At 38.5% G+C, this 25,125-nt stretch carries 23 protein-coding genes; all 23 read left to right on the plus strand.

The window, feature by feature from the left end; genetic code table 11:
* Window positions 1-14 precede the first annotated feature (14 nt).
* The 23 genes from EL171_RS04510 to gatB all read left to right on the plus strand — a co-directional run bounded on the left by EL171_RS04510 (window position 15) and on the right by gatB (window position 25,041).
* The gene (locus EL171_RS04510; RefSeq protein ID WP_197718129.1) at window positions 15-329 is read left to right on the plus strand and encodes a DUF2634 domain-containing protein; all 315 of its coding nucleotides are present in this window, start codon (window positions 15-17) and stop codon (window positions 327-329) included.
* Window positions 316-1,398, plus strand: coding sequence for a baseplate J/gp47 family protein (locus EL171_RS04515; RefSeq protein ID WP_005386480.1), 1,083 nt, complete (start codon window positions 316-318; stop codon window positions 1,396-1,398). The genes EL171_RS04510 and EL171_RS04515 overlap by 14 nt, the downstream gene beginning before the upstream one ends.
* Window positions 1,399-1,403: 5 nt before the next feature.
* Complete coding sequence (locus tag EL171_RS04520; RefSeq protein WP_005386481.1) at window positions 1,404-1,973, plus strand: putative phage tail protein; 570 nt, start codon at window positions 1,404-1,406, stop codon at window positions 1,971-1,973.
* A complete protein-coding gene (locus tag EL171_RS04525) occupies window positions 1,973-2,839 on the plus strand; it encodes a hypothetical protein (protein ID WP_005386482.1) in 867 nt (288 codons plus the stop codon). The genes EL171_RS04520 and EL171_RS04525 overlap by 1 nt, the downstream gene beginning before the upstream one ends.
* Window positions 2,840-2,842: 3 nt before the next feature.
* Entirely contained in the window at window positions 2,843-3,160 is a 318-nt protein-coding gene (locus EL171_RS04530; RefSeq protein ID WP_005386483.1) for a hypothetical protein, read from the plus strand.
* Between the two features lie 11 nt (window positions 3,161-3,171).
* Complete coding sequence (locus EL171_RS04535) at window positions 3,172-4,245, plus strand: collagen-like domain-containing protein (RefSeq protein ID WP_005386485.1); 1,074 nt, start codon at window positions 3,172-3,174, stop codon at window positions 4,243-4,245.
* Window positions 4,246-4,255: 10 nt separating this feature from the next.
* Window positions 4,256-4,630 (plus strand): hypothetical protein, encoded by a 375-nt coding sequence (locus EL171_RS04540; protein ID WP_005386486.1) that lies wholly within the window; start codon window positions 4,256-4,258, stop codon window positions 4,628-4,630.
* Window positions 4,627-6,507, plus strand: coding sequence for a collagen-like domain-containing protein (locus EL171_RS10050; RefSeq protein ID WP_005386488.1), 1,881 nt, complete (start codon window positions 4,627-4,629; stop codon window positions 6,505-6,507). The genes EL171_RS04540 and EL171_RS10050 overlap by 4 nt, the downstream gene beginning before the upstream one ends.
* Window positions 6,508-6,511: 4 nt before the next feature.
* On the plus strand, window positions 6,512-7,627 hold the full coding sequence (locus EL171_RS04550; RefSeq protein ID WP_005386490.1) for a collagen-like triple helix repeat-containing protein: 1,116 nt from the start codon (window positions 6,512-6,514) through the stop codon (window positions 7,625-7,627).
* Window positions 7,628-7,639: 12 nt separating this feature from the next.
* On the plus strand, window positions 7,640-9,373 hold the full coding sequence (locus EL171_RS04555; protein ID WP_005386492.1) for a hypothetical protein: 1,734 nt from the start codon (window positions 7,640-7,642) through the stop codon (window positions 9,371-9,373).
* Between the two features lie 9 nt (window positions 9,374-9,382).
* Window positions 9,383-9,691 carry a hypothetical protein gene (locus tag EL171_RS04560; RefSeq protein ID WP_005386493.1) on the plus strand — a complete coding sequence of 103 codons (309 nt, stop codon included), beginning with the start codon at window positions 9,383-9,385 and terminating at the stop codon, window positions 9,689-9,691.
* 53 nt (window positions 9,692-9,744) lie between these two features.
* On the plus strand, window positions 9,745-9,927 hold the full coding sequence (locus EL171_RS04565; RefSeq protein WP_005386494.1) for a hypothetical protein: 183 nt from the start codon (window positions 9,745-9,747) through the stop codon (window positions 9,925-9,927).
* Window positions 9,918-10,571 carry a VgrG-related protein gene (locus EL171_RS04570; protein ID WP_005386495.1) on the plus strand — a complete coding sequence of 218 codons (654 nt, stop codon included), beginning with the start codon at window positions 9,918-9,920 and terminating at the stop codon, window positions 10,569-10,571. Before EL171_RS04565 ends, EL171_RS04570 begins: the two co-directional genes overlap by 10 nt.
* Complete coding sequence (locus EL171_RS04575; protein WP_005386497.1) at window positions 10,571-10,837, plus strand: hypothetical protein; 267 nt, start codon at window positions 10,571-10,573, stop codon at window positions 10,835-10,837. Before EL171_RS04570 ends, EL171_RS04575 begins: the two co-directional genes overlap by 1 nt.
* A gap of 94 nt (window positions 10,838-10,931) precedes the next feature.
* Window positions 10,932-11,591 carry a hypothetical protein gene (locus tag EL171_RS04580; protein ID WP_005386499.1) on the plus strand — a complete coding sequence of 220 codons (660 nt, stop codon included), beginning with the start codon at window positions 10,932-10,934 and terminating at the stop codon, window positions 11,589-11,591.
* Window positions 11,592-11,958: 367 nt separating this feature from the next.
* Window positions 11,959-13,086 (plus strand): efflux RND transporter periplasmic adaptor subunit, encoded by a 1,128-nt coding sequence (locus EL171_RS04585; protein WP_039969158.1) that lies wholly within the window; start codon window positions 11,959-11,961, stop codon window positions 13,084-13,086.
* Window positions 13,087-13,100: 14 nt separating this feature from the next.
* On the plus strand, window positions 13,101-16,283 hold the full coding sequence (locus EL171_RS04590; RefSeq protein ID WP_005386502.1) for an efflux RND transporter permease subunit: 3,183 nt from the start codon (window positions 13,101-13,103) through the stop codon (window positions 16,281-16,283).
* Window positions 16,284-16,438: 155 nt separating this feature from the next.
* Entirely contained in the window at window positions 16,439-17,380 is a 942-nt protein-coding gene (locus tag EL171_RS04595) for a manganese-dependent inorganic pyrophosphatase (protein WP_005386504.1), read from the plus strand.
* 104 nt (window positions 17,381-17,484) lie between these two features.
* Window positions 17,485-19,674 (plus strand): DNA helicase PcrA, encoded by a 2,190-nt coding sequence (gene pcrA / locus EL171_RS04600; protein ID WP_005386505.1) that lies wholly within the window; start codon window positions 17,485-17,487, stop codon window positions 19,672-19,674.
* An 81-nt stretch (window positions 19,675-19,755) separates the two neighbouring features.
* Entirely contained in the window at window positions 19,756-21,759 is a 2,004-nt protein-coding gene (gene ligA, locus EL171_RS04605; protein ID WP_005386507.1) for an NAD-dependent DNA ligase LigA, read from the plus strand.
* Between the two features lie 74 nt (window positions 21,760-21,833).
* Complete coding sequence (gene gatC, locus EL171_RS04610; protein WP_004696952.1) at window positions 21,834-22,124, plus strand: Asp-tRNA(Asn)/Glu-tRNA(Gln) amidotransferase subunit GatC; 291 nt, start codon at window positions 21,834-21,836, stop codon at window positions 22,122-22,124.
* 11 nt (window positions 22,125-22,135) lie between these two features.
* Complete coding sequence (gene gatA / locus EL171_RS04615; RefSeq protein ID WP_005386511.1) at window positions 22,136-23,596, plus strand: Asp-tRNA(Asn)/Glu-tRNA(Gln) amidotransferase subunit GatA; 1,461 nt, start codon at window positions 22,136-22,138, stop codon at window positions 23,594-23,596.
* The gene (gene gatB / locus EL171_RS04620; protein ID WP_005386512.1) at window positions 23,593-25,041 is read left to right on the plus strand and encodes an Asp-tRNA(Asn)/Glu-tRNA(Gln) amidotransferase subunit GatB; all 1,449 of its coding nucleotides are present in this window, start codon (window positions 23,593-23,595) and stop codon (window positions 25,039-25,041) included. The genes gatA and gatB overlap by 4 nt, the downstream gene beginning before the upstream one ends.
* Window positions 25,042-25,125 lie beyond the last annotated feature (84 nt).

Below are 25,125 nucleotides of genomic sequence, written 5' to 3' on the forward strand. Positions count from 1 at the left end.
ACAAACTCACTGGTATGTGTGACGATATCGAAGCGATGGAACAAGCTATTTTTAAAATCATTAATACAGAGCGTTATAAATATTTAATTTATGACTGGAACTACGGTATAGAATTAAGCGATTTAATCGGTGAACCTATACCGTATGTTTATGCTGAGATAGAACGTCGCATTAAGGAAGCCTTATTAGCCGACGACCGAATTAAAGAAGTTAAAGACTTTAGATTCTCTAACGAAGGCGGTTCTGTATTATGTTTATTCACAGCCATAACTATATATGGCGATATTAATAACATATCGAAAGAGGTAACGGCATATGTACGAAAATAAAACCTATGAGAACATCTTAGCTGATGCCTTATATAGAACTGGTACTGAGTACGATAAACGACAAGGATCTATGATATATGATTCTCTCGCTCCGTTTTCTTTCGAAATGGCAGAAGCGTATATCATGGCTCAAGTTATTATTAAGCAGACTTATGCTAAGACTGCTGATCGTGATTTCCTAGCTTTAAGGGCACTCGAATTTAATATTATCCCTCGTGAAGCTACAGCGGCCGAAGTGAAAGGTGTATTCGATCGAGCAGTCGATATCGGTACTCGGTTTAACTTCGAAGATCTTAACTTCCGTGTTATCGATGTCATCGATTTATCTAAAAACGAATTTAAGCTAGTATGCGAAACTCCAGGTGCTAAAGGTAACTACTGTATAGGACGTATCACTCCGATTAATACGATCCCGGGGTTACAAAATGCCGAAATTAAAGAAGTATTAGTACCGGGGCAAGACGAAGAAGAAACGGAAGCCTTCCGGGAAAGATATATCCGAGCATTAAAATCTAAAGCTTATGGCGGTAACGGCGCTGATTATAAAGAAAAGGTACTCTCCGTTAACGGCACTGGTGGTTCTAAAATATACAGATGCTGGAATGGTGGCGGTACGGTTAAGGTCGTTATTATCAATAACGAATTTAATAAGCCCTCGCAAGAACTGGTTAAAGAAGTACAGAATGTATTCGATCCGACACCTAATCAAGGTAAAGGCTACGGTTTAGCTCCGATCGGTCATACCGTAACAGTCGAAGCAGCCGAAGAAGTCGTTATTAACTACGAAATCCCTGTCGTAATGGCAGCTGGTCATGAACCTTCTGAGATTCAAACTGAATTGACTAAGAAGATCGAAGAACGTTTGAAAGCTCGACGTAAAGAATGGACGACTCAAGACGAGACTCAATTCTTAACAGTTAGAACTTCTATTGTAACTTCCTTAGCTGTCGATTTAGATAAAGTAATCGATGTAGGCGATATTAAGATTAACGGTCAGAAAGTTAAGCGACTCGATTTACAGCCTAGCCAAATCCCTAAACTCGGTACCGTTACATTAGTTAAAGGTTAATCATCATGACAGAATTCGATAACTATAAACGTATCATCGACCTATCCGAGTTTGCCGTACCGGTATCTGGTAAGGTCGCCGAGATGCAAGAGATCTATAGAGTCGAAAGCATCGAAATGCAAGCTTTATGGAATACTATGGTCGAAATATTCCGAGAGCAATTCATTATAACGGCAGAATCTCATGGTTTAGAACAATGGGAATCCATACTCGATATTATCCCGGCTAGTGACGATACGATCGACGACCGACGCTTTAATATCTTATTAGCCCTTGCCGGTCAACGTCCTTATACCGAGATTAAGCTACGAGAACTTCTCGACGGTATTTGTGGCCCTGGTAACTACCGTATCGTCGAAGATTATAAAAACTATAACGTTCACTTTAAGGTATCCCTCGGCGTTAAAAAACAACGTGATGCCGTATCTAAGCTATTACGAGATTTAATCCCGATGAATCTTATCTACGATGTGGACTTATTATATAACCGTCATATCGATTTAAGCCGATATACACATAAAGAATTAGCTCAATTTACTCATTTTGTATTAAACCAGGAGGTTTTACCTAAATAATGGCTACATATACAAAGAATATTAATTTACTTAAACCAGCCGAACAAGAAAAATACGATGTAAACCTTCGTAATAATAACTGGGATAAGATCGATAAAGCTATCGGCGACACTAGCGATGCTATTAAGGCACATAAAAATGCTAACCCTATCGATCATCCAGACGGTAGTGTTACGACTCCTAAGCTACGCGATAAGAATGTTACGACTGAAAAATTAGCCGATAAATCTGTTACAGCTGCTAAACTAGCCGACGATATTAATATGAAGTTAGATAATAGCTACGTTAAGAAAGCCGGCGACACTATGACTGGCGATCTTAATATCGCTACATCGGCTACGATTAAATTTCAACGTAAAGCCGGCGGTGGCTATCATACTATTTCCGATGGCGGTACTGATGGCGGTGCAACTAATCTCGATTTAGGAAATATTCAATATACACAAGAAGCTAATCTATGCTGTTACAATCGTCCTGGCTGGTATGGTAAAAATAAACAGCGTACATTCCAACCATTCTTAACGATCCCAGATATTAGTGTTACCTATGGCAATATCAGACATGGTGGCACTCTTCCTATTCCAGATGGCTTTAGAGAAGATGAATGTACATGGCTATTATCCGTAGATCAATCAAACGTTGATAGTATTTTCTATGATGTAAATGAAAGTGGTTCTAGCAACATGGTAAATATTCAATGTTGGAGAGAGGGGCGTAAAGTCCATGTAGGAACACTATATAAAGGCTTTGACGGTTTTGCAAGAACATTTAGGGATCAAAGCATACTATATAACAAAAACGGTAATAACACCTACTTTGTGGAAGGTACTGCTAACTATATCTGTATCGCGGTTAAACGAGGTTAGATAATGGAACAAATTAAGCGTAAAGATGAGACATTATATATTGGCTCCGACTGGTCTCGTGTATACGAAATTAAGGGCATGGATCTTAAAGATGCGACAGCCATCTGTAAATTCCGTGATACTAACGATACTTTACTGATCGAGGCCGAATGCACGATACAAGATAATCGCATTTATTTAACCGTTAAATCTGCCCTTAGTCTTAAGATACCGAGAGGCGTTAAGCAAGGTAAATACGATATCTTCCTTATTGGCAATACATATACCTATAAGATCATGATGGGTTCTATTACATTTATTCCAGATGTTTCTATGCACTAAGAGGTTGATATATGGATAAATTAAAAGTTATTACGATCGAACCGACAACTCCTAAAGTAGTCGATGTTACGATCCCATCCTCTAACGTAATCGGTACTGGATATATAGCGGGCCCACAAGGTAAAGATGGCTTACCTGGCCCTCAAGGTCCTCCTGGCCCGAAAGGTGAGAAGGGCGATCCTTTTACATTTAACGACTTTACTCAAGAACAACTCGAATCTCTTAAAGTAACGACTAACGGTGCATCTGTACCTGGTCCTAAAGGTGATAAGGGCGATGCATTTACTTATGCGGATTTTACACCAGAACAATTAGAAGCTTTAAAAGGCCCGCAAGGTGAACGTGGTAACGATGGTTTACCTGGCCCACAAGGTATACAAGGTCCTATTGGTCCTAAAGGAGATACTGGTGAACGTGGTCCACAAGGTATTCCCGGTCCAAAAGGTGACACAGGCTTAACTGGCCCTCAAGGTGCTCGCGGTAATGATGGACAACCCGGTCCTCAAGGTCTAAAAGGAGATCCTGGTCCTAAAGGCGATAAGGGCGATCCATTTAAATTCAGTGATTTCACTCAAGAACAGCTGGCGCAGCTTAAAGGCCCTAAAGGAGATCCCGGTCCGGCTGGTCCTCCTGGTATACAAGGGCCTCCTGGCCCGGCTGGTTCTGGTGGTACTGGTGGTAGTGTAGATTTATCAGATTACACTACTAAAAAAGATGCCGATAATCTTTATCTAAAAAAAGTAGACTTAAGAAATTATTTAACTATGATAGGTGATCCTAAATATGCACTTAAAACAGAGTTAAATAATTATTTGTCTAGAACAGACGCTAATAATCATTATGCTCAAAAGGGCTGGGCGTCTCAAACGTTTGCATATAAAGGTGATTTAGGTAGTTTTATTAAAAAATCAGAGATTGCTCAGTATGCGTTAACACCTGGCGATGCATCTACTCGATACGTCAACAAAATAGAAGGACAATCCTTCGCTAAGAATGCAGATTTAGCTAATTACGTTCCTAAAGCTCAATACGATAAAGATATTGAAGCTCTTAAGAAACGTATAGCTGATTTAGAACACTTATAGGAGTTAAATAATGAATAATATTAGATTCGGCGGCATCCCTTATCTACATCTCGATGTGTATCAAGGACACGATCATGTCTTTAATATTCAAGTCGAAGATGATAGCACTAAGGAGATTATCCGCTACCAAGAAGGAACGTTGACTTGTAAGGTGCGCCGTAATAATCCTCAAGGCGGCGTCGTACTTATATTAACTCCAGTATTTAATAACGATACTAACTGTGTCGACTTATTATTTAACAGTGAAGATACCACTGGCGTTATGTTTTCTTACGATAACATCATGGAGGAAACATTCTACTACGACATTCGTCTCGATCATGACGAGAAAGATGAAGTCGTTTGTTACGGTGATCTCACTATGAAAGCTGGGTGCAGTCAATGATTAAATTAAATCGTGGCCATGATAAGAATATCGTATTATCTAAAGAAGCTCTCAAGGAAATCCGTGGCTTATCGGCTTATGAAATTGCTAAACAAGAAGGCTTTACTGGTACCGTCGATGAATGGTTAGCATCTCTTAAAGGTGCTAAGGGCGATAAGGGTGATACTTTTAAATTATCTGACTTATCACCGGAAGAATTAAACAGTATTAAAGGTCCTCGCGGTGAAACTGGTTATACTGGTCCACAAGGTCCACAAGGCTTACAAGGTCTTAAAGGTGATCGTGGTGAAGTTGGCCCTAAAGGCGATATCGGCTTAACTGGTCCTAAAGGCGAACAAGGTATTCAAGGTGTACAAGGTCCTCGTGGTGAACAAGGTCCTCGTGGTATTCAAGGTAAAGACGGTAAATCGTTTACGTTAAGTCATACTTACTCCACTGTGGAAAAAATGAATGCCGATGCCGATAATATTAATGAAGATGAATTTGTCGCTATCACCGATGGTCATATCTTCATGAAGGATAACGGCGTACTTATCGAAGTATTAAATATCCGTGGTCCACAAGGTATTCAAGGTGAACAAGGTATTCGTGGTGAAGTAGGTCCTAAAGGTGAACAAGGTATTCAAGGCCCAACTGGCCCTAAAGGCGATGCTTTTAAATTTAGTGACTTTACGACAGAACAGCTTGAATCGATTAAAGGTCCAAAAGGCGACAAGGGCGAAGTCGGACCGCAAGGTCCGGCCGGTATTCAAGGTCCAGAAGGTCAACGTGGTCCTCAAGGTGAACGTGGTCCAATCGGTCCACAAGGTATCCCGGGTCTAACTGGTCCAGAAGGCCAGAAGGGCGATAAGGGCGAAACTGGTCCTATCGGTAGAGCTTTTACATACGCCGACTTCACTCCAGAACAGCTTAAAGGTTTAACCGGCCCTAAAGGTGATCGTGGTGAGAAGGGTGACCGTGGCGAAGGTTTCGATATCTATAAAACGTATCCTTCTTTAACGGCTATGAATAACGACGTCGATAATATTCCGTTAAATAAATTAGTTATGATTAGTAGCTCCGTTAACGATGAAGATAATGCTAAAGTTTATATAAAAGAAGCTACCGGCCTCAAATTCTTTATCGACTTAAGTGGTGCTCAAGGTATCCAAGGTCCTGTCGGCCCTAAAGGCGATAAAGGTGATCCTTTCAAATATACCGATTTTACAGCTGCTCAACTACAAGGTCTCAAAGGTCCAAAAGGCGATACTGGTTTACGTGGCCCACAGGGCCCACAGGGTGAACAAGGCTTAACTGGTCCGACTGGTCCACAAGGCCCGATCGGTCGAGCTTTTACTTATAGCGATTTTACTCAAGAACAGCTTAGCGCCTTACGTGGTCCACAAGGTATTCAAGGTGCTCAAGGTATCCAAGGTCAGAAGGGCGAGAAGGGTGAACGTGGCGATCAAGGTCTATCTCCGGAACTAACGTTCTCTCTCGAAGATAATGGCGATTTATTTGTCGACATTAACTACGGAACTTCACCAGCTACTCCGAACACTACATCTGCTACTAAGATATACGATGTCGTATGGGGAATAGCTCAAGCCGGTGCTCCTGGTCCTATTCGTGGCTATCTCGAATATAGTGCATTAAGTGGCTTCGGTAAGCTTCATCTCGATATGAAGGTAACCGGAAATGGGTCGGGCAACGGTGGCGTGTTATGTACGCTTCCTAACGATGCTCCTGTACCGACTCGTCTATTAGAAACTTCTGTCGATGCTGATAATAATAGTGTCTATGTAGAACCTAATAGTCGTGTTGTTAAAGGCTGGGGCGTTGCCGGTAACAATAAACGTTACATATTGGATATCGTAGGTTTCTGGAAGGAGATTTAAATAAATGGCAAGAATTAGATTAGGCAATCTTAAAGGCCCTAAAGGCGATAAAGGCGATCCAGGTCCTCGTGGTCCTCAAGGTATTCAAGGACCTCCTGGTACTGCTGAAAATATCGATTTAACTCCTTTCGTTAAGAAAACCGAAAATACGACTCTAACCGGCCAGTATACTTTTACTAACAATACGCCTATTAAGTTAAATGGCTACAATGTTATATCTGAAAATAATCGTATTTTATTTAAGAATAACGATAATAAGAATGTATTTGCTTTCGATGCCGATACGATTACACATAACGATAAGTCTTTATTAACACAAGATAAAGCTAATACGTTATATGCTCCGATTGGCGATTATGCATTAAGAACAGCATTAAATGCTTATGCTACTAAGACAGATTTAAATAATTACGTCACTACAGTAAATGCTAATAATACGTATCTAAGCAAAACAGATGCAGCTAATACTTATGCTAAAAAAACCGATCTTAATGGTTACGCTACTACAGCTAATTTAAATAACTATTTGACGACTTCTAATGCATCTACTACTTATTTAAATAAAACAGATGCTTCTAGTATGTATGCTAAAAAGACAGATTTAAGTGGTTATGCGGCAAGCTCTACTCTATCTAACTATGTAACGACTGCTAACGCTAATAGTACGTATTTATCTAAAACCGATGCCGATAGTACTTACGCTAAAAAAACCGATGTCGGTAACGGTTTAACTCTTGCTCAAGCTAACGATACTTATGTATCTAAGGCTGGTACTAATAACGTAACCGGTACGATTAATATTAGCCAAACAGCCGGTCTCACCTTAGCTAACCATATCTTAGAGTCTAACCCGACAAACCTCGTTATTAAGAATAAAGCTAACCAACCTATTCTTACAGTATATCCTTCTGTAGCATATCTTAATGGTCGTGAAGTCCTTAACCAATTTAAGGCCGATCAGTTATATGCGCCTAAGACTGCTTTAAATGATTATTTATCTAAAACGGATGCATCTAATACATATGCTACTAAGGCTAACCTTAATAGCTACGTTACGACTAGCCAATATAATAACGATATGAATTCTTTATTAACAGCGTTAAGAAACGTTAATAATTAAGGAGAATACTATATGGCAATACAAGATTTAATTAACGAAGTAAATAGTATTCAATCTAAAAAACAAGCTATTAAAGAAGCTATTACAGCTAAAGGTGTAACCTCGGAAGGTAAATTAAGTAAGTTTGCCGATGAAATTAAGCAAATTACCACTAAGGAACCCGACTGGTACATCGTTAATAAATTCCGATACGATAACGGTAACGAAGCTCTATACGTTAGGACTAGCGATAAAACTGCTGTTTATGCTGATAAATATCAGATGGTTGAAATCGGTGGTGGCGTTACGAGAAGCAATAGTATTAGCAATAGTTTTAATAGTTATTATAATGACGACCTTGGCATCACTAACGGAACTTACTTCCCTCGAGAAACAGCCTACCGTAGCTTTACGACAAAAGACAGCTCTAGTGTTGTATTCGACGGTCATAACGATAATCTTAAATTAACATTTAACAACGGTAAGGATATTGTATTTAACGACGTTAATGCTTATAACTGGTTAAAGGGCTACAGAAATCAGCCTCTAGCCGACTTCAATACTCTTTATCTAAAGTCTGACGGTATTAATAATGAAGGAACAGCTAAGACTTTAAAAGACTTTTTAGCGTCGTCCAATGAAACAAGAATGTCGACGCTAGGAGAATATGGACAAAATCCGTTGTTATTAATAGATTCATCTATTATGATTCAAGCGATGAATCTTAGAAAAATGCCTAAAACAGGCTTTATTTATTATTCTGATAAGACAGTCGATGCTGTTTCCTTAATTCCAGTACTTTATACAAATACTAATAGTGATATTCCATTTTATGAGAACAAAGAGCAATTGTATGGCAACTTGTCTCCAGGCAATTATATCCACTTATACGTAAACAATTCTTTCTTATTAATCGTATTTGTTAGTATAAACTTCGTTGTCGATAGTAATAATCAGAAGCATAAAAATATCGAAGTATATATCTACAACATAGTTAAAGAAAATAAAAATAACATAGACTTTTTCAAACTCATAGACAAACCATTCGAACTGTATCTAACCTTCTCTAACAAGACACAACAACAGTTACAACAAGCTTCTAATACTAAAGTCTTCAGAAATAAAGTACTCGAAGCTAACGGTACTCCAGAAGCTAGAGCAAGTAACTTCTTAACTGGTAGCGACGCTTTGTTAGAAGTTAGTGCGTCTAAAATAACTAATGGTAGATTGCCAGTTAGAAACACAACCGCAAATCTTTTTAAGAAAAACTCAAGAGCAGACAATATTTTTAGGTATCAGACCTCTATTTTTGAAGGCGGTTATATTGCTACATCTTTAGTAGAAGACATTAGATTAAATAAAAAAATAGCTGGCTTTATTCATCTTAATGATGATTCTAATACTATGTTTCCTATTGAGCTAGAAAAAGTACCAGACGAAATAAAAAATAACCCAAAAATTTCATATTATAGACAATATGGTTATTTTTCATCTTGTATAGCTCCTAATGGTATACTTCCAGAGAGAAACAACAAAATGATGGTGTTTGTAAAAGATATACAAGGCGATATCACATGTTTCTACGTCAAAAAAGGCAACGACTATATCACAAATGATATGTTAAGCACTAATCCTAAAAATACTCAACTATATATAACTTCAGATACAGAAAGTCAACAATATTTAACGACTAAGCCGTTAAGCAATATTTGGACTGAAATTAATAGTTTAAATAAAGACGATTTTGAAGCATATTCCGAAGAATAAGGAGAGCCTATGACAACAGCAGAAATTATAACGGCTATAATTAGTGCGATCGGTTTAATATTCGTACTTCTTAAAGGTCTCCATGAACTTGAAGAAGATCGTACTGAACGCAAAGCTTTCGAGAAAAAGGCGACTGCTATTCTCGATAATATCGATGCACAATACCAAGAAATCCAAAAACAGATCGAGGCTTCGAGAGAAGATCGTCGAGTACTCGATCGTCGTATCTCGATAGTAGAGGAATCTACTAAATTAAGTCATACACGTATCGATAGCTTAACTGATAAACTCGAAAAGTTACAAGATAAAATTAAATAAAAACTATTAATAGGAGCCTCTTATAGGGGGCTCCTTTTATAACGAGGTTATGTATGATCGATAATAACAAATTACAAGCTATCGTACAGATATTAGCTGTCGGCGGCTTAGTTATCGCTCTTATTATGTCGATACTATACGACCGAACAGAGTTATCGACGAATATAGCTTCCGGTTTAGTCGGCTTCATTGGTGGAGCTGCTATTATACGCAAAGGAGAAGACAAATGGCATTAGGCGATTTAAGTGCATTATACGAATCGAACGGCGATCCTGGATGTGTATCCTCTGGGGCTGGTGATTTAGGCGGTATTAGTTACGGTGCATACCAACTGGCAAGTAACGCTGGTAGTGTCGATGCTTTCATTGAATGGGGTATCGATTACGGTGCGTATTACCGAGATTATGCAAATAGTTTAAATCAGTACGACGTTAATAGTGATGCTTTTATTAGTCAGTGGAAGTATTTAGCATCGGTAGACCCTCAAGGCTTCTTAAAGATGCAACACGATTACATTAAAAGCGAATACTATGATAAGGCATGTCGTTATTTAGCTAATAATGGACTGCATGCCGACAAACATTCCGAGGCGTTACAAGACGTGATCTGGTCTAGAGCCGTACAATATGGCCCGGGCAACGTAGTCGATTTATTTAACGAAGCATTAACGTATGTACCAGGTTATACAGAAGAATGGAACTTATCCTGGGTCGATGCTTTACGTTTCGATTATGATTTAATTGTCGGTATCTATGAGTCTAATAAATCTAATGAATGGATATCCAATAGCTTAAGCTACGACGTACGACAAGGTGTCTATAACCGTATGGATTCCGAAAAACAAGAAGCACTTACTATGCTTACTAAGGAGATTAACTAATGAACACTTTAACTAAAAACATCATCAACGACGCTATTGAATTGGCAAAAGAAAACGCAGTTAGCGTATTGAAAGGTCTTAAATTCGACGATATTAAAGCTTTAGTCGAAGCCGAAATGACTCGTGTGATTACGCCTCTCGAAGACGAAATTAATAGTACTAACTCTTACTGGGTTAAGATCCGTAACCGTGTCTATATTAGCGTACTAAGAAATAGCGTTAATAGCATCGTTGCTTCTATCCAAAAGAAAATTCAAGAACTATAATCATAGGCCCTGGTTTAACCGCCAGGGCTTTTCTTTTTGTCTTCATTATGCTATCATGAATTTAATATGAAATAGTTGTTTATAGGAGGGTAGTATGGGTACTGACACAGACAAACTAACGACTAGAGATATTGTCAATGCTTTTTATAATAGGTATAGAATACCTAATGAACGAGATAGTATTAATATAGTCGATAGTTTAGGTATACATAATAATGACATTTTTCATCCTAACAGACGATTATCGGTTTGGTTTAGCTTTGGTGAACAGTTATATTTATCGGAAGAAGTATATGGGTATTCACCAGAAAAAATATATAGAGGCTGTTTAAAAGCGATTAGTGAAGATATAGATTCAGAATCGCAACATCAATATTTAGTATTTAGTGTAATTATTCCTTTAGATAAAGCGTTAACTAAAGGCTTCTATGTCAGCCTAGGTGAAGCTTTTACATTACAGAGTTTTTGTAATGACCGTTATTTGTTCAATACTACAAAGTTAGGCATAAGTAGAGACGATACTCAATATAACTACGAGTACTTAGAGGATAATATGTATTTTGGAAATCAGCGGGTTTTTATAGCCAGAGCTGTATTTGTTTTTAATCCTGACAATCCTATACTTCAACAATCGGCTAATGATGAGTTGTTTGAAGACATTATAACTATTAGCGAGGAACTACGGGAATTATACGCACATGAACTCATCGAGCAAGCATATCGTTTCGGCTGTCTTGATCTTATTACTATATAATAGTATTTCACCACGCGTTTCACCATAAGTAGTACACATCCTATTAATATAGATATATACTATATTAATAAGGCGTAGTACCCTCATCTCCACCATATTGAATATATATGCTAGTAGTATAGAATGCTAAATAATGGTTCTATGCTTCTAGCATTTTTTTGTACACAAAAAAATATAAAAGTCAATAATTTTTATCGGTTTGATTGTGCACAATGAATATGAATTAAATCAGATTTTATCTATGTTTTATAAAGGTGGAAGGGTATCGAAAAAATTGACTTTGTCTATAGAATCCTGTAAAATATATAAAGATATTTATGTAATTATGACACATAGATGATTAGTTTCGTGTAAAGGAGTACAGATAATGAAGTTCCGTTATTCCCGTATGTTAGCGGCTCTCGTTGTATCCGCTGTAATGGTTGCTGGTTGTGGCAGTAATCAACAGCAAGCAGGCGACGTGAGTGTCAATGCATACAAAATTACTGCAAGTGATGCACAGGTAAACCAAACCTATGCTGGTACAGTAGTTGCAGAAAACTCTGTAGCTGTACATGCTCGTGTAACCGGTTACGTAGTTGAAAAATATGTTAAAGGCGGGGAGCAAGTTGTTGCTGGCCAGCCATTATATCGTATCGATTCTCGTCAATACGAAGCTACTCTTGCTAATGCAGAAGCACAAGCTGCTCAAGCTAATGCAAACTATAAAAATGCTGAAGTAGACCTTAATCGTTATGAAACATTAGCTCAACAAGATGCTATTGCGCAACAACGTGTAGATACACAACGAAGTACTGTAGAACAAGCTAAGGCAGCTTATGAAGCATACGAAGCATCCGTAAAAATTGCTCAAGATAACTATGGCGATACAATGGTATATGCACCATATTCTGGTACATTACGTATGGATGATATCGATATGGGTACATTTGTACAAGCAGGTTCTACAACATTAGTAACCATTGATTCTATCGATCCAATCTTTGTTGAATTTAGTATGACAGAGCAAGAATATCTTGACTTCATGAAAAATCCAACTGGCGATGATTCCAATGGTCCAAATATTCAATTAAAACTTGCTGATGGCGAAACGTATAATCAACCGGGTTCTATTGTTCAAGCAGCAAAAAGTCTTGATCAATCAACAGGTAAGCTTGTGTTGAAAGCATCTTTCCCAAATCCTGATCACTTGTTATTGCCAAATATGTTTGCTACAGTAATTTCTCCTGGTCAAAAAATTAAAAATGCTATTCTTGTTCCTAGTCGCGCTATTCTTCAAATCATGGATAAAAACTTTATCTTTGTTGTAAATGCTGATGGTGTAGTAGAACAAAAAAGTGTTGAAGTTGGCGGTACAAGTGGTAGCGATACAATTATTAAAGCAGGTTTAGCGCCTGGAGACACAATCATCGTTGATGGCTTAACTAAGGTTAAAAACGGTGCGAAAGTAAATGCAAAATTACTTTCCAAAGAACAATTAAAAGCTACAAAATAGAAGGGGGCTAGATCGTGTCGAAATTCTTTATTAATCGACCTATCTTTGCCATCGTAATAGCCATCGTTATTACTTTGGTAGGTCTCATTTCTATGATGAACCTTCCGATAGCTCGATATCCACAAATTTCTCCTCCTACAGTAAGTGTTAACACAGCCTATACAGGTGCAACGGCTCAAGTTGTTAATGATACGGTAGCCAGTGTTATTGAAACACAAATCGTAGGCGTACAAGATATGGACTATATGACATCTAGTAGCTCTAGTAATGGTAGCTACTCTTTGACTGTTCAGTTCAATCAAGGCACAGATGCCGATATGGATACGGTTAATACACAAAACCGTGTACAAGCAGCACTTGCTCAATTACCTGCAGAGGTACAAGCAGTTGGTGTTACAACTACTAAATCTTCTGGTGATATGGCTATGGTATTCTCCTTGAACTCACCTGATGGTACTTATGATTCTACATTCTTAAAGAACTATGGTACCAACTATATGATGGATGCTATTAAATCTATTAAGGGTGTCGGTTCTGTGCGAGAGTTCGGTTCCGACTATGCTATGCGCATTTGGTTAGATCCAGCGAAGATGCAAAATCTAGGTGTTACTATTTCTGAAGTAACCGCAGCTATTAAGGGACAAAACTTACAGGCTGCAGCAGGTACAGTTGGTCAAAATCCTACTAATGGGGAACAAGCATTTCAATATCCTATCAAAATTGAAGGTCGTCTTGTGACACCTGAACAATTTGGTAACATTGCTATTAAAAGCTCTAATGGTAAGGTATTGCATCTAAAAGATGTTGCTCGCATTCAAATTGGTGCTAAAGGATATGACCTTATTGCTAAGTCCGCGCATAAAGAGGTAGCAGGCTTCGCTATTTCCTTGCAAAATGATGCTAATGCATTAGAAACTATTGCGAATGTTAAGAAGGTACTAGATGAACAATCTAAATCCTTCCCACCAGATATGCAATATAACGTAGTTGTAGATAATACTAAATTCGTAAGTGCATCTATCAATGAGGTAAAGCATACCTTTGTAGAAGCATTACTACTCGTTCTTTTTGTAGTATATGTATTCTTACAATCCTGGAGATCTACAATTATTCCTATGATTGCTGTTCCAGTATCCTTGCTAGGTACATTTGGGGCTTTCGTATTACTTGATTTCTCTATCAATACGTTAACATTATTCGCCATGGTATTGGCTATCGGTCTCGTTGTTGACGATGCTATCGTAGTAGTAGAAGCGGTAGAGTATGAATTAAAATATAATGGCTTACCTCCGAAAGAGGCGGCTATTAAAGCGATGGAAAATGTACAAGGCCCTGTAATTGGTATCGCCTTTGTATTGGTAGCTGTATTCGTACCAGTTGCCTTCATGGGTGGTATGACAGGTATTCTTTACAAACAGTTTGCATTAACAATCGCTGTATCTGTTGTTATTTCTGCGATTATCGCCCTTGTATTAACACCAGCACTATGTGCTACGATGTTAAAACCTCACACACCTAAAGAGCGTGAAGATTGGGTACATCGTCAGTTAAACAAATTCAATGCAGGCCTAGAACGTTTCAGTGATTGGTATGGTATCCAATTGGCTCGTTTAAGTCATCGTTTGAGCTTAACTGTTATTGCATTGTTAATCTTTGCTGGTGGTACTGGTTTAGTATTCCACTTCTTACCAACATCCTTTGTACCTGCAGAGGATAGCGGTTATTATATGATTGCCGTTAATGAACCGCCAGGTGCTACATCTGAGCGTACGATGGCAACACTTGAAAAAATTGCTTCCTTCTTAGAAGGCAAAAATGATCCAGAAAAACCTAAAGATGAGCAATTATTCCAAGGGGTATTTACTGTAGCAGGCTTTGACATCTTAGGGAACGGTCAAAAATCTAGTGCAGGTGTAATCTTTGCCACTATGTCTGACTGGAAGTATCGTACTACACAAGCTACATCTATTAATGCAATGGTTGGTCAAACATTTGGTTTTGCTGCTCAAGGCGTACCAGAAGCAACTGTAGTTGCTTTGAATCCACCATCTATTCCTGGTTTAGGTGCTACTGGTGGTTTCAGTATGTATATCATTAATAAAGCTGGTGACAGCCCTCAAGTTATGGCGGAACGTGCTAATGAATTCTTAGCAGAAGCTCGTAAGAGTCCAGCAATTCAATCTATTTACACTACATTTGATACATCTACACCATCCTTACAGTTTGATGTGAATCGTGAAAAAGCGGCACAAGATGGTGTTGCTTTAGCTGATATTTTCACTACATTACAAGGTTTCTACGGTAGTATTCAAGTCAATGATTTTACCATGTACGGTAAAAACTATAAGGTAGTAGTTCAAGCAGAAGATGCGTACCGCCAAAATGCAGATCAGCTTAATATGTTGGCTGTTAGAAATAGTAAGGGGCTTATGGTTCCTGTATCTAACTACATCACGAAGGAACAAACCGGTATGCCATCTAGTATTACACGTTTCGATAATGCTATGGCCGTACAAATCGGCGGTTCTCAAGCACGTGGTTACTCCTCTGGTGATGCTATTAATGCATTGAAAGAGGCAGCAGCTAAAACTTTACCAGCTGGTTATACATATGACTGGGCAGGTCAATCTCGTGAAGAGTTGAAAGCTGGTTCTCAAACCATCATGATTCTTGGTTTAGGTCTAGTATTTGTATTCTTAATCTTGGCCGCCTTGTATGAATCTTGGAAGGTTCCATTTGCCGTATTGTTCTCCGTACCATCTGGTATGATTGGTGCTTCTTTAGTTCCATTCTTGTTGAACTTTACAGGTAGATATTCTTTAGCAAATGATATTTACATGCAGATTGGCCTCTTAACCCTTGTTGGTTTGGCCGCAAAAAATGCGATTTTGATCATTGAGTATGCTAAGATTCGTGTTGACAAACGTGGCATGAACGTTGTTGATGCTGCTATCGAAGCTGCAAAAATTCGTTTGCGTCCAATCTTGATGACATCCTTTGCGTTCATCCTTGGTGTATTGCCATTGGCAGTATCTACTGGTGCTGGTTCTGGTGCTCGTACATCCATGGGTATTACAGTAGTAGCAGGGATGACAACAGCAACATTGTTTGGTATCTTTATCATTCCAATGCTGTTCATCATCATTGAAACACTTGGACCTGGTTTGTTTACAAACCGCAAAAAAAATCACGACTAATCATTTACATTAGATAATTTTGTAGAATGACAAAAACACGTCACTACTTAGTAGTGGCGTGTTTTTTTATATAATTTATGATATAATAATATAGTTAAAAATCAGATTGACGTAAGTCGATATTAAGTGTGAAATTTATATAAAAGAGGTATATTATGAGTGATGTAAAAACATATGTAGCAGGTCATAAAAGCCCTGATACAGATTCTATTTGTTCTGCTATTTCCTTTGCTAATTTCTTAACACAAATGGGTACACCAGCTACTCCAGTATGTGCAGGTGAAGCAAATAAAGAAACAACATATGTATTGAATCATTTTGGTTTTGAACACCCTCAAATCGTTAAGAATTGGGAAGAATTCGCTCCAGAAGGCGGCAACTTGTACTTAACTGACCACAACGAATCTAAACAAATCATTGATGGTTACAAATCTATGAATATGTGCGGCGTTGTGGATCATCACCGCATTGGTGATTTCGAAACTGATGGTCCTGTATTTATGCGTTTAGAACCAGTAGGTTGCTCCAATACAATCATTACTAAATTGTACATGGAAAACAATCAAGAAATCCCTAAAGCTATTGCAGGCTTGATGTTGTCCGCTATCATTTCTGATACTGTTTTATTCCGTTCTCCAACATGTACTGAAACAGATAAAGAAATGGCTCATAAATTGGCAGAAATCGCTGGTGTAGATATCGAGTCCTATGGCCTTGATATGTTAAAAGCTGGTGCAGATATTTCTGATTTGACTAATGACGATATCGTTCGTACAGATATGAAGGAATTCTCCGAAGCAGGTAAAACAATTTCTATCGGTCAAATTTCTGTTATGGATACTACAGACGTATTGGCTAAACAAGGTGAATTAGTAAAAGCGTTAGAAGCTCTTCGCAGTGCTAACAACTACGATGCATCTTACATCATGATTACAAATATTCTTGATGAAAGCACTACATTATTATTCAGTGGTGATGTGGAAGCAGTAGTAACAAAAGCATTTGAAAAAGAAGTTAAAGACAATGGCGTATTCTTGCCAAATACTATGTCTCGTAAAAAACAAATCGTACCACCAATTCTTGGTGCTATGAAATAGTATAGTAGTATACAAAGGGAAAAGAACGTTGCTTGCAACGTTCTTCTTCTCTATTTATATGATTATCAAATTATAGTATATGTAAGGGCGATAGGGGTGTTCCGATGAATTCATTACTAACAGGTTTAAATAAAGAGCAACAACAAGCCGTTCAACATACGGAAGGCCCTTTATTGATTTTAGCCGGTGCCGGATCTGGTAAAACAAAGGTTTTAACTGTTCGTATTGCACATTTATTAGCTCAAGGTGTTAATCCTTATGAAATTTTAGCTATTACCTTTACCAATAAAGCGGCTAAAGAGATGAAAAGTCGTGTAGAAGGTCTTGTAGGGGATGTAGCCAATCGTATTTGGCTCAGCACATTCCATAGCTTTTGTGCGAAATTCTTGCGCTTTGAATTAGATAACTTCTTGGGTTATAACAGTAATTTTACAATCTATGATACATCTGACTCTCAAGCCGTTATTAAGGCGGCGTTGAAAGCACTAAACTTGGACGATAAATACTATCCCGTTGGTGCTATGATAGCAGCTATTTCAGATGCAAAGAATAAATTACTCTTTGCTTCTGATTTTAGAAAACAAGCGAGAGACTTTTACCAACAAAAGGTTGCTGATGTATATGAGTATTATGAACGTGAATTGCGTAAAAATAATGCCTTAGACTTTGATGATCTTTTATTGGTGGCAGTAAAATTATTGCAATCTAATGAAGCTGTACTAGATAAATATAGCAAGCGTTTTCGCTATGTCATGATCGACGAATATCAAGATACGAACCATGCTCAATATTTATTAGCTAAATTATTAGCCTCTCATTGGAAAAATATTGCTGTTGTAGGTGATGCTGACCAAAGTATTTATGCTTGGCGTGGTGCAGATATTCAAAATATCTTGGACTTTGAAAAGGATTATCCTAACTGTACATCTATTAAACTAGAACAAAACTATCGTTCTACAAAAATTATCCTTGATGCAGCCAATGCAGTAATCGAAAATAACGAAGGACGACCTAAGAAAAATCTGTGGACAGACAAGACAGAAGGCGCTAAAATCCAGCATTTTATAGCTCAATCTGAACATGAAGAAGCGGCTTTCATCGGCGATACAATAGCTAAAAAGCATGATATTCATGGCGTCCCATATGGAGATATGGCTATTCTATATCGTACAAATGCTCAGTCTCGTGTGCTTGAAGAGGCACTTATCAAACGTGCTTTGCCATACACAATGGTGGGGGGCACGAAGTTCTACGATCGGAAAGAAATTAAAGATGTATTGGCTTACTTGCGCGTATTATATAATCCTTTCGATGATTTGAGCCTATTACGTATTATCAATGTACCTAAGCGTAGTATTGGTGCTACTACAGTGGCAAAACTACAAGATTATGCACGTGCAAATGGCACATCCTTGTTTATGACATTAACACAGTTACATCTGGTAGATACGATTAAAGGTAAGACAAAGGAAAAGTTAGAGGAGTTTGGTATCCTTATCTTTACTCTCGTAGCTGAAATGGAAGATAGAACTGTTCTTGATATCTTAGAATCTATTTTAGATAGAACAGGTTACTTGGCACAATTAGAAGAAAGTACAGATCCACAAGATCAGGCTCGCGCTGAGAATATCGGTGAGCTTTTATCTGTAGCTAAAGACTTCCAAGATACAAATCCAACTGGTACAGTGGAGGACTTCTTGGAACAAGTAGCCCTTGTTAATGATGTTGATTCCTTCGAGCAAGAAGAGTCTAAAGTGACATTAATGACATTACATGCTGCCAAAGGTTTGGAGTTTCCAATTGTATTCTTAGGAGGATTGGAGGAAGGTTTATTCCCTCATAGCCGCACCTTGATGAACCCTGAGGAAATCGAAGAGGAACGTCGTCTTGCCTATGTAGGTATTACTCGTGCTGAAAAGGAATTATATATTTCTAATGCCACTACGCGCACCGTATTTGGACGCACTAGCAGCTATTTACCATCTCGCTTTATCGACGAAATTCCTGAAGAGTTAGTAGATGGTTTGCGTGCTAAGCGTAAAGTACCTGATGATATTAAGCGTCATGTGCCGCAACATATGAGTGTCACAAGCCGACCTGTTACGAAGCCAATTGTTCGCAATGAAGTAATTGCTGATTGGAAGATTGGTGATACAGCCATTCATAGTAAGTGGGGCAATGGTAAGGTTATCAATGTTGCTGGTGAAGGGGCTGGTATGAAGCTAACTATTGAATTCCCCACACAAGGTGTACGTGTGGTCATGGCTAAATTTGCACCGGTTAAAAAGGGATAAAACTTATGTATAGCAGTTAACCTCTTTACCTTGCTTGTATGGAACGTATAGATTGTTACTGCATAGTAAAAGGGATGTAATATGAATCCAAAAGATAGAATTAAAGAGTTACAACAAGAGCTAACTCATGCACAGTATTTATACTATGTAAAAGATGCTCCTACAATGAGTGACTTTGAATACGATAAAAAATATCGAGAGCTCGTTGATTTAGAAACAGCTCATCCTGAATATATTGTGCCATCATCTCCAACACAACGTGTAGGCATGAAGGTGGAAGGTTCCTTTGAAAAGGTCGTTCACGGCCGCCCTATGTTGAGCTTATCTAATGTATTTAGTGCTGATGAAGTGCGTGCGTTTGCAAATCGCGTAGAAAAGGAATTGGGCCATAAGCCTTCTGCTTATGTAGTAGAACTTAAAATAGATGGCTTAGCTGTTAATTTGCACTATGAAAATGGCATGTTTGTACGTGCTGTAACACGTGGTGATGGCCGTGTTGGTGAAGATGTTACAGCCAATGTACGAACAATTAAGTCCATTCCCTTATATCTAGAAAATGCACCTGAATTTATTGAGGTTCGCGGTGAAGCCTACATGCCTCATAGCGAATTTAAACGCATAAATGAAGAACGTGATGAAGAGGGCTTGCCAACCTTCGTAAATCCTCGTAATGCTGCGGCAGGCTCCTTGCGTCAACAAGATCCTGCTATTACAGCAAGTAGAAACCTAGCTTTCTTTGCCTATGCTATTGGCTCTGAAGAAGGTGCTAGTATTCATAGCCAAGAGGAATTACTTAAAAGCCTAGAAAGCTTTAAGTTCTCTGTAAATCCTCACTATCGCGTGTGTCAAACCATTGATGAAGTTATTGAAACTATCAATTATTGGGATGAAAAGCGTCATGACTTGCCATACGATACTGACGGTATGGTTATTAAAGTAAATAGCTTTGATGATCAAGAGGCACTTGGCAGTACTGCTAAGGATCCTAAGTGGGCTACAGCTTACAAATATCCGCCAGAAGAGGTAGAAACCATTCTTAAGGATATTACTATCAATGTGGGGCGTACGGGGGTTCTTACTCCAACTGGTGAATTGGAATCAGTATTCGTGTCTGGTACAAATGTGAGTCGTGTTACATTACATAATCAAGACTTCATCAATGAAAAAGATATTCGCATTGGTGACCATGTCATCATTCACAAGGCAGCCGAAATCATTCCTGAAGTTATTCGCGTAGTTCCTGAAAAACGTACTGGTTCTGAAGTTCCTTTCACAATTCCTAACACATGTCCTGTATGCGAATCTCCTGCAGTTCGTCGCGAAGGGGAAGCGGCTGTACGTTGTACGAATAAACATTGCCCTGCTATTGAAAAAGAGCAAATCATTCACTTTGCCTCTCGCGATGCTATGAATATCGATGGTCTCGGGCCTAGCATTGTAGAAAACCTAATCAATAACAAATTAATTACAAATGTTGTTGATTTATATCATTTGACGGTAGATCAACTAGTTACCATGGACCGAATGGGCAAGAAATCTGCTGAGAATTTGGTAAAAGCTATTGCAGATTCTAAAACTCGTGGTTTGGACCGCGTATTATATGGTCTTGGTATTCGTCTAATTGGCTCTAAAGCAGCTGCAACAATTGCTAATGTCGTGAAATCTATGGAACGGTTTATGACTATCACTAAGGAAGAGCTCGTTGCGGTGGAAGAGATTGGTCCTACAATGGCAGATAGTATTGTTGAATACCGTCAAGATTCTGCTCATGTAGAAATCATTGAAGGTTTAATAGCGGCAGGACTTAAGATGACTGTAGATGTTGTTGAAGCTGCAGGCAATCAAATGGAAGGGGAAATCGTCGTTCTTACAGGGAAGCTTGAAGTTATGGGCCGCAGTGAAGCTGGTAAGATTCTTGAAGCTCATGGGGCTAAGGTTACAGGTTCCGTCTCTAAGAAAACAACCCTTGTTATTGCTGGCGAAGATAGTGGTAGTAAGCTTACTAAAGCAAATGAATTGGGTATTCGTGTTATGAATGAAGAGGAATTTGTAGAACTACTTAAGGACCTTGGAGAAATCCAATAGACATACATTCTACAATATTTTGAAAATATATATTATTTGCTTTATAATTAGTAATTATGAAAGGATGTGTCTCGATGAAAATCAGCCAAGAGGAAATTAAAAAAATCGCCTTACTTTCACGCTTGGAAGTTAAGGAAGAACATATGGCACATGTAGAAAAAGAGTTGTCCGACATCTTGACTTATGTTGCTGAACTAGATGCATTAGAACTTGATGGTGTAGAGCCTATGGCTCATGCAGTACCATTGCACAATGTATTTAGAGAGGATGAAACAAAACCATCCCTCGATCATGATTTAGCTTTATCCAATGCTCCAGAAGCAGAGGATGGGTACTTTAAAGTACCTCGTGTTGTACAAGAATAGGAGGTTTCGCTGTGGCAACAATTCATGAATTACACAAGAAACTAGTGAATAAAGAAATCAGCGCTGTTGAATTGACGAATGCTGTTATTGCACATAAAGCGAAAGTGGAACCGACTGTACATGCGTACTTATCCGATTCTCATGATCGTGCTTTGGCTACAGCTAAGCTTGTAGATGAAGCAATTGCTAAAGGTGAAGCTATTTCCCCATTGGCAGGTATTCCTGGTGCAATTAAAGATAATATTTGTATTAAAGATGAACCTGCAACATGTGCATCTAAAATGTTGGAGAACTTTGTGCCTCCATACAATGCGTCTGTTATTGAATGTTTACAAGATAATCATTACATTAGTCTTGGTAAACTTAACATGGACGAATTTGCCATGGGTGGTTCTACAGAGAACTCTGCATTAGCTAAAACTACTAACCCTTGGAATGCTGATTGCGTACCAGGTGGCTCTTCAGGTGGTAGTGCAGCCGCTGTGTCTAGTGGTTCTGCTATTTGGGCTCTTGGCTCTGATACAGGTGGATCTATTCGTCAACCAGCATCCTTCTGTGGCGTTGTAGGTTTAAAACCAACATACGGTAATGTATCTCGTTATGGCTTAATTGCCTTCGCATCCTCTTTGGATCAAATTGGCCCTGTTACTCGAGATGTAACTGATGCTGCTTTAGTATTAAATGCTATCTCTGGTCACGATGCAAAAGATTCCACGTCCATTCCAGGTGCTCGTGTAGATTACACTACTGCCCTTGTAAATGATGTAAAAAATATGAAAATTGGTGTACCAAAAGAATTCTTTGGTGATGGTCTTAATAGCGAAGTTCGAAAAGCCATAGAAGAGGCTATCGAAACATACAAAAAATTAGGCGCTGAAATCGTTGAGGTTTCCTTACCTAACTCTAAATATGCATTATCTGCATACTATATCATTGCTTTGGCAGAAGCTAGCTCCAACTTGGCTCGTTATGACGGTGTAAGTTATGGTATGCGTGTACCTGCAGATAATCTTGTAGATATGTCTACTAAAACTCGTACAGAAGGTTTTGGTCCTGAAGTACAACGCCGTATTTTGTTAGGTACTTATGTATTGAGTGCTGGTTATTATGATGCTTATTATTTGAAAGCATTAAAAGTACGCCGCCTCATTAAAAATGAATTTGATGAAGCATTCTCCAAAGTGGATTTGATTTTAACACCAACTGCACCTAATACATCTTATAAATTTGGTGAAAAAGCAAATGATCCATTGGCAATGTACTTAGAAGATATCTGTACAGTACCAGCAAACCTTGCAGGTATTCCAGGTATTAGCATTCCAGCAGGTATGAGTAGTAGCAATTTGCCAATCGGCTTACAATTGCTCGGTCCTGCTATGGGTGAAGAAACATTGTTACGTGCCGCTTTCACATTTGAACAAGCACGTCCAGACTGTCAATTAGTAGCACCAACTGGGGAGGTTTCTCTATGAGTAGTAAATACGAAACAGTCGTTGGTTTAGAGGTTCATACAGAGCTTAAGACTAAGTCTAAAATCTTCTGTGGTTGTACCACTGAATTCGGCGGCGATCAAAATACACATGTATGCCCAGTATGCCTAGGCTTACCTGGTGCTATGCCTGTGTTAAATAAACAAGTAGTAGAATTTGCTATCAAAGTAGGTTTAGCATTGAACTGTGAAATTCTAAACTTTAACAAATTTGACCGTAAAAACTACTACTATCCAGATTTGCCTAAAAACTATCAAACATCTCAATACGATTTGCCAATTTGCTTGAATGGTCATTTAGACATCGAAGTAAATGGTGAAACTAAACGCATTGGTATTACGCGGATTCACATGGAAGAAGATGCTGGTAAACTAGTTCATAGTGGTAACACTATTTCCGATTCTAAATCTTCTAATGTTGACTATAACCGTACTGGTGTACCTCTTCTTGAAATCGTATCTGAACCAGATATTCGTTCCGGCGCAGAAGCGAGAGCCTATGTTGAAAAACTACGTTCTATCTTGCAATACTTAGAAGTATCTGACGGTCGTATGGAAGAAGGTTCCTTACGTGGTGACTGTAACGTATCCGTACGTTTGCGCGGTACTAAAGAGTTTGGTACACGTACAGAAACTAAGAACGTTAACTCTTTAACAGCTATCCAAAAGGTTGTTGAATATGAAGCATTGCGCCAAGCTAAGTTGATTGAAGCTGGCGGCAAAGTAGATCAAGAAACACGTACTTGGGATGATGCTCAAGGCATTACTATTGGTATGCGTAAAAAAGACGAAGAAAACGATTACCGTTACTTCCCTGAACCTGACTTGGTACCAATTGTAATTACAGACGAAAAAATTGAAGAAGTACGTCGTGCGTTACCAGAATTACAAGATGCTAAGATTGAACGCTTTGTATCTGAATATGGCTTGTCTCGTGAAGATGCTACAACCCTTACTGTATCCCGTAAAACAGCAGATTTCTTGGATGCTACTGTAAAAGCAGGTGCCGATGCTAAGACTGTTGCTAACTGGATGCTTGGTGATTTGTCTAAGATGATTAATGAAAGTGGCTTAACATTTGCTGAATCCAAAGTAAGCCCTGAAAACTTGGCTGGTATGATTGCTCTTATCGATAAAGGTACAATCTCTGGTAAAATTGCGAAAAAGGTTATTGTATCCATGTGGGAATCCGGCAAGGATGCAGATACTATCGTAAAAGAAGAAGGTCTTGTTCAAATCACTGATACTGGTGCTATCGAAGAAATCGTTAAGCAAGTTATTGCTAACAATCCACAACCAGTGGCAGACTTCAAAGGTGGCAATGGCAAAGCTATTGGCTTCTTAGTAGGTCAAGTTATGAAGGAATCTAAAGGCCGTGCTAACCCTGGTATGGTAAATGAATTGCTTCAAAAATACTTGAAAGACTAATTTGTGCGTTAGCCTATAGTCGCATAAGCAATACAAATAAAAATATCCCCTATAGATATATAAACTTATATCTGTAGGGGATAT

Source organism: Veillonella dispar (assembly GCF_900637515.1).
GTDB lineage: Bacteria > Bacillota > Negativicutes > Veillonellales > Veillonellaceae > Veillonella > Veillonella dispar.

Bases quoted from the DNA above. Each gene is read 5' to 3' on its own strand.
- EL171_RS04510 (WP_197718129.1), top strand. From the start codon at position 15: ATGTGTGACGATATCGAAGCGATGGAACAAGCTATTTTTAAAATCATT.
- EL171_RS04515 (WP_005386480.1), top strand. From the start codon at position 316: ATGTACGAAAATAAAACCTATGAGAACATCTTAGCTGATGCCTTATAT.
- EL171_RS04520 (WP_005386481.1), top strand. From the start codon at position 1,404: ATGACAGAATTCGATAACTATAAACGTATCATCGACCTATCCGAGTTT.
- EL171_RS04525 (WP_005386482.1), top strand. From the start codon at position 1,973: ATGGCTACATATACAAAGAATATTAATTTACTTAAACCAGCCGAACAA.
- EL171_RS04530 (WP_005386483.1), top strand. From the start codon at position 2,843: ATGGAACAAATTAAGCGTAAAGATGAGACATTATATATTGGCTCCGAC.
- EL171_RS04535 (WP_005386485.1), top strand. From the start codon at position 3,172: ATGGATAAATTAAAAGTTATTACGATCGAACCGACAACTCCTAAAGTA.
- EL171_RS04540 (WP_005386486.1), top strand. From the start codon at position 4,256: ATGAATAATATTAGATTCGGCGGCATCCCTTATCTACATCTCGATGTG.
- EL171_RS10050 (WP_005386488.1), top strand. From the start codon at position 4,627: ATGATTAAATTAAATCGTGGCCATGATAAGAATATCGTATTATCTAAA.
- EL171_RS04550 (WP_005386490.1), top strand. From the start codon at position 6,512: ATGGCAAGAATTAGATTAGGCAATCTTAAAGGCCCTAAAGGCGATAAA.
- EL171_RS04555 (WP_005386492.1), top strand. From the start codon at position 7,640: ATGGCAATACAAGATTTAATTAACGAAGTAAATAGTATTCAATCTAAA.
- EL171_RS04560 (WP_005386493.1), top strand. From the start codon at position 9,383: ATGACAACAGCAGAAATTATAACGGCTATAATTAGTGCGATCGGTTTA.
- EL171_RS04565 (WP_005386494.1), top strand. From the start codon at position 9,745: ATGATCGATAATAACAAATTACAAGCTATCGTACAGATATTAGCTGTC.
- EL171_RS04570 (WP_005386495.1), top strand. From the start codon at position 9,918: ATGGCATTAGGCGATTTAAGTGCATTATACGAATCGAACGGCGATCCT.
- EL171_RS04575 (WP_005386497.1), top strand. From the start codon at position 10,571: ATGAACACTTTAACTAAAAACATCATCAACGACGCTATTGAATTGGCA.
- EL171_RS04580 (WP_005386499.1), top strand. From the start codon at position 10,932: ATGGGTACTGACACAGACAAACTAACGACTAGAGATATTGTCAATGCT.
- EL171_RS04585 (WP_039969158.1), top strand. From the start codon at position 11,959: ATGAAGTTCCGTTATTCCCGTATGTTAGCGGCTCTCGTTGTATCCGCT.
- EL171_RS04595 (WP_005386504.1), top strand. From the start codon at position 16,439: ATGAGTGATGTAAAAACATATGTAGCAGGTCATAAAAGCCCTGATACA.
- pcrA (WP_005386505.1), top strand. From the start codon at position 17,485: ATGAATTCATTACTAACAGGTTTAAATAAAGAGCAACAACAAGCCGTT.
- ligA (WP_005386507.1), top strand. From the start codon at position 19,756: ATGAATCCAAAAGATAGAATTAAAGAGTTACAACAAGAGCTAACTCAT.
- gatC (WP_004696952.1), top strand. From the start codon at position 21,834: ATGAAAATCAGCCAAGAGGAAATTAAAAAAATCGCCTTACTTTCACGC.
- gatB (WP_005386512.1), top strand. From the start codon at position 23,593: ATGAGTAGTAAATACGAAACAGTCGTTGGTTTAGAGGTTCATACAGAG.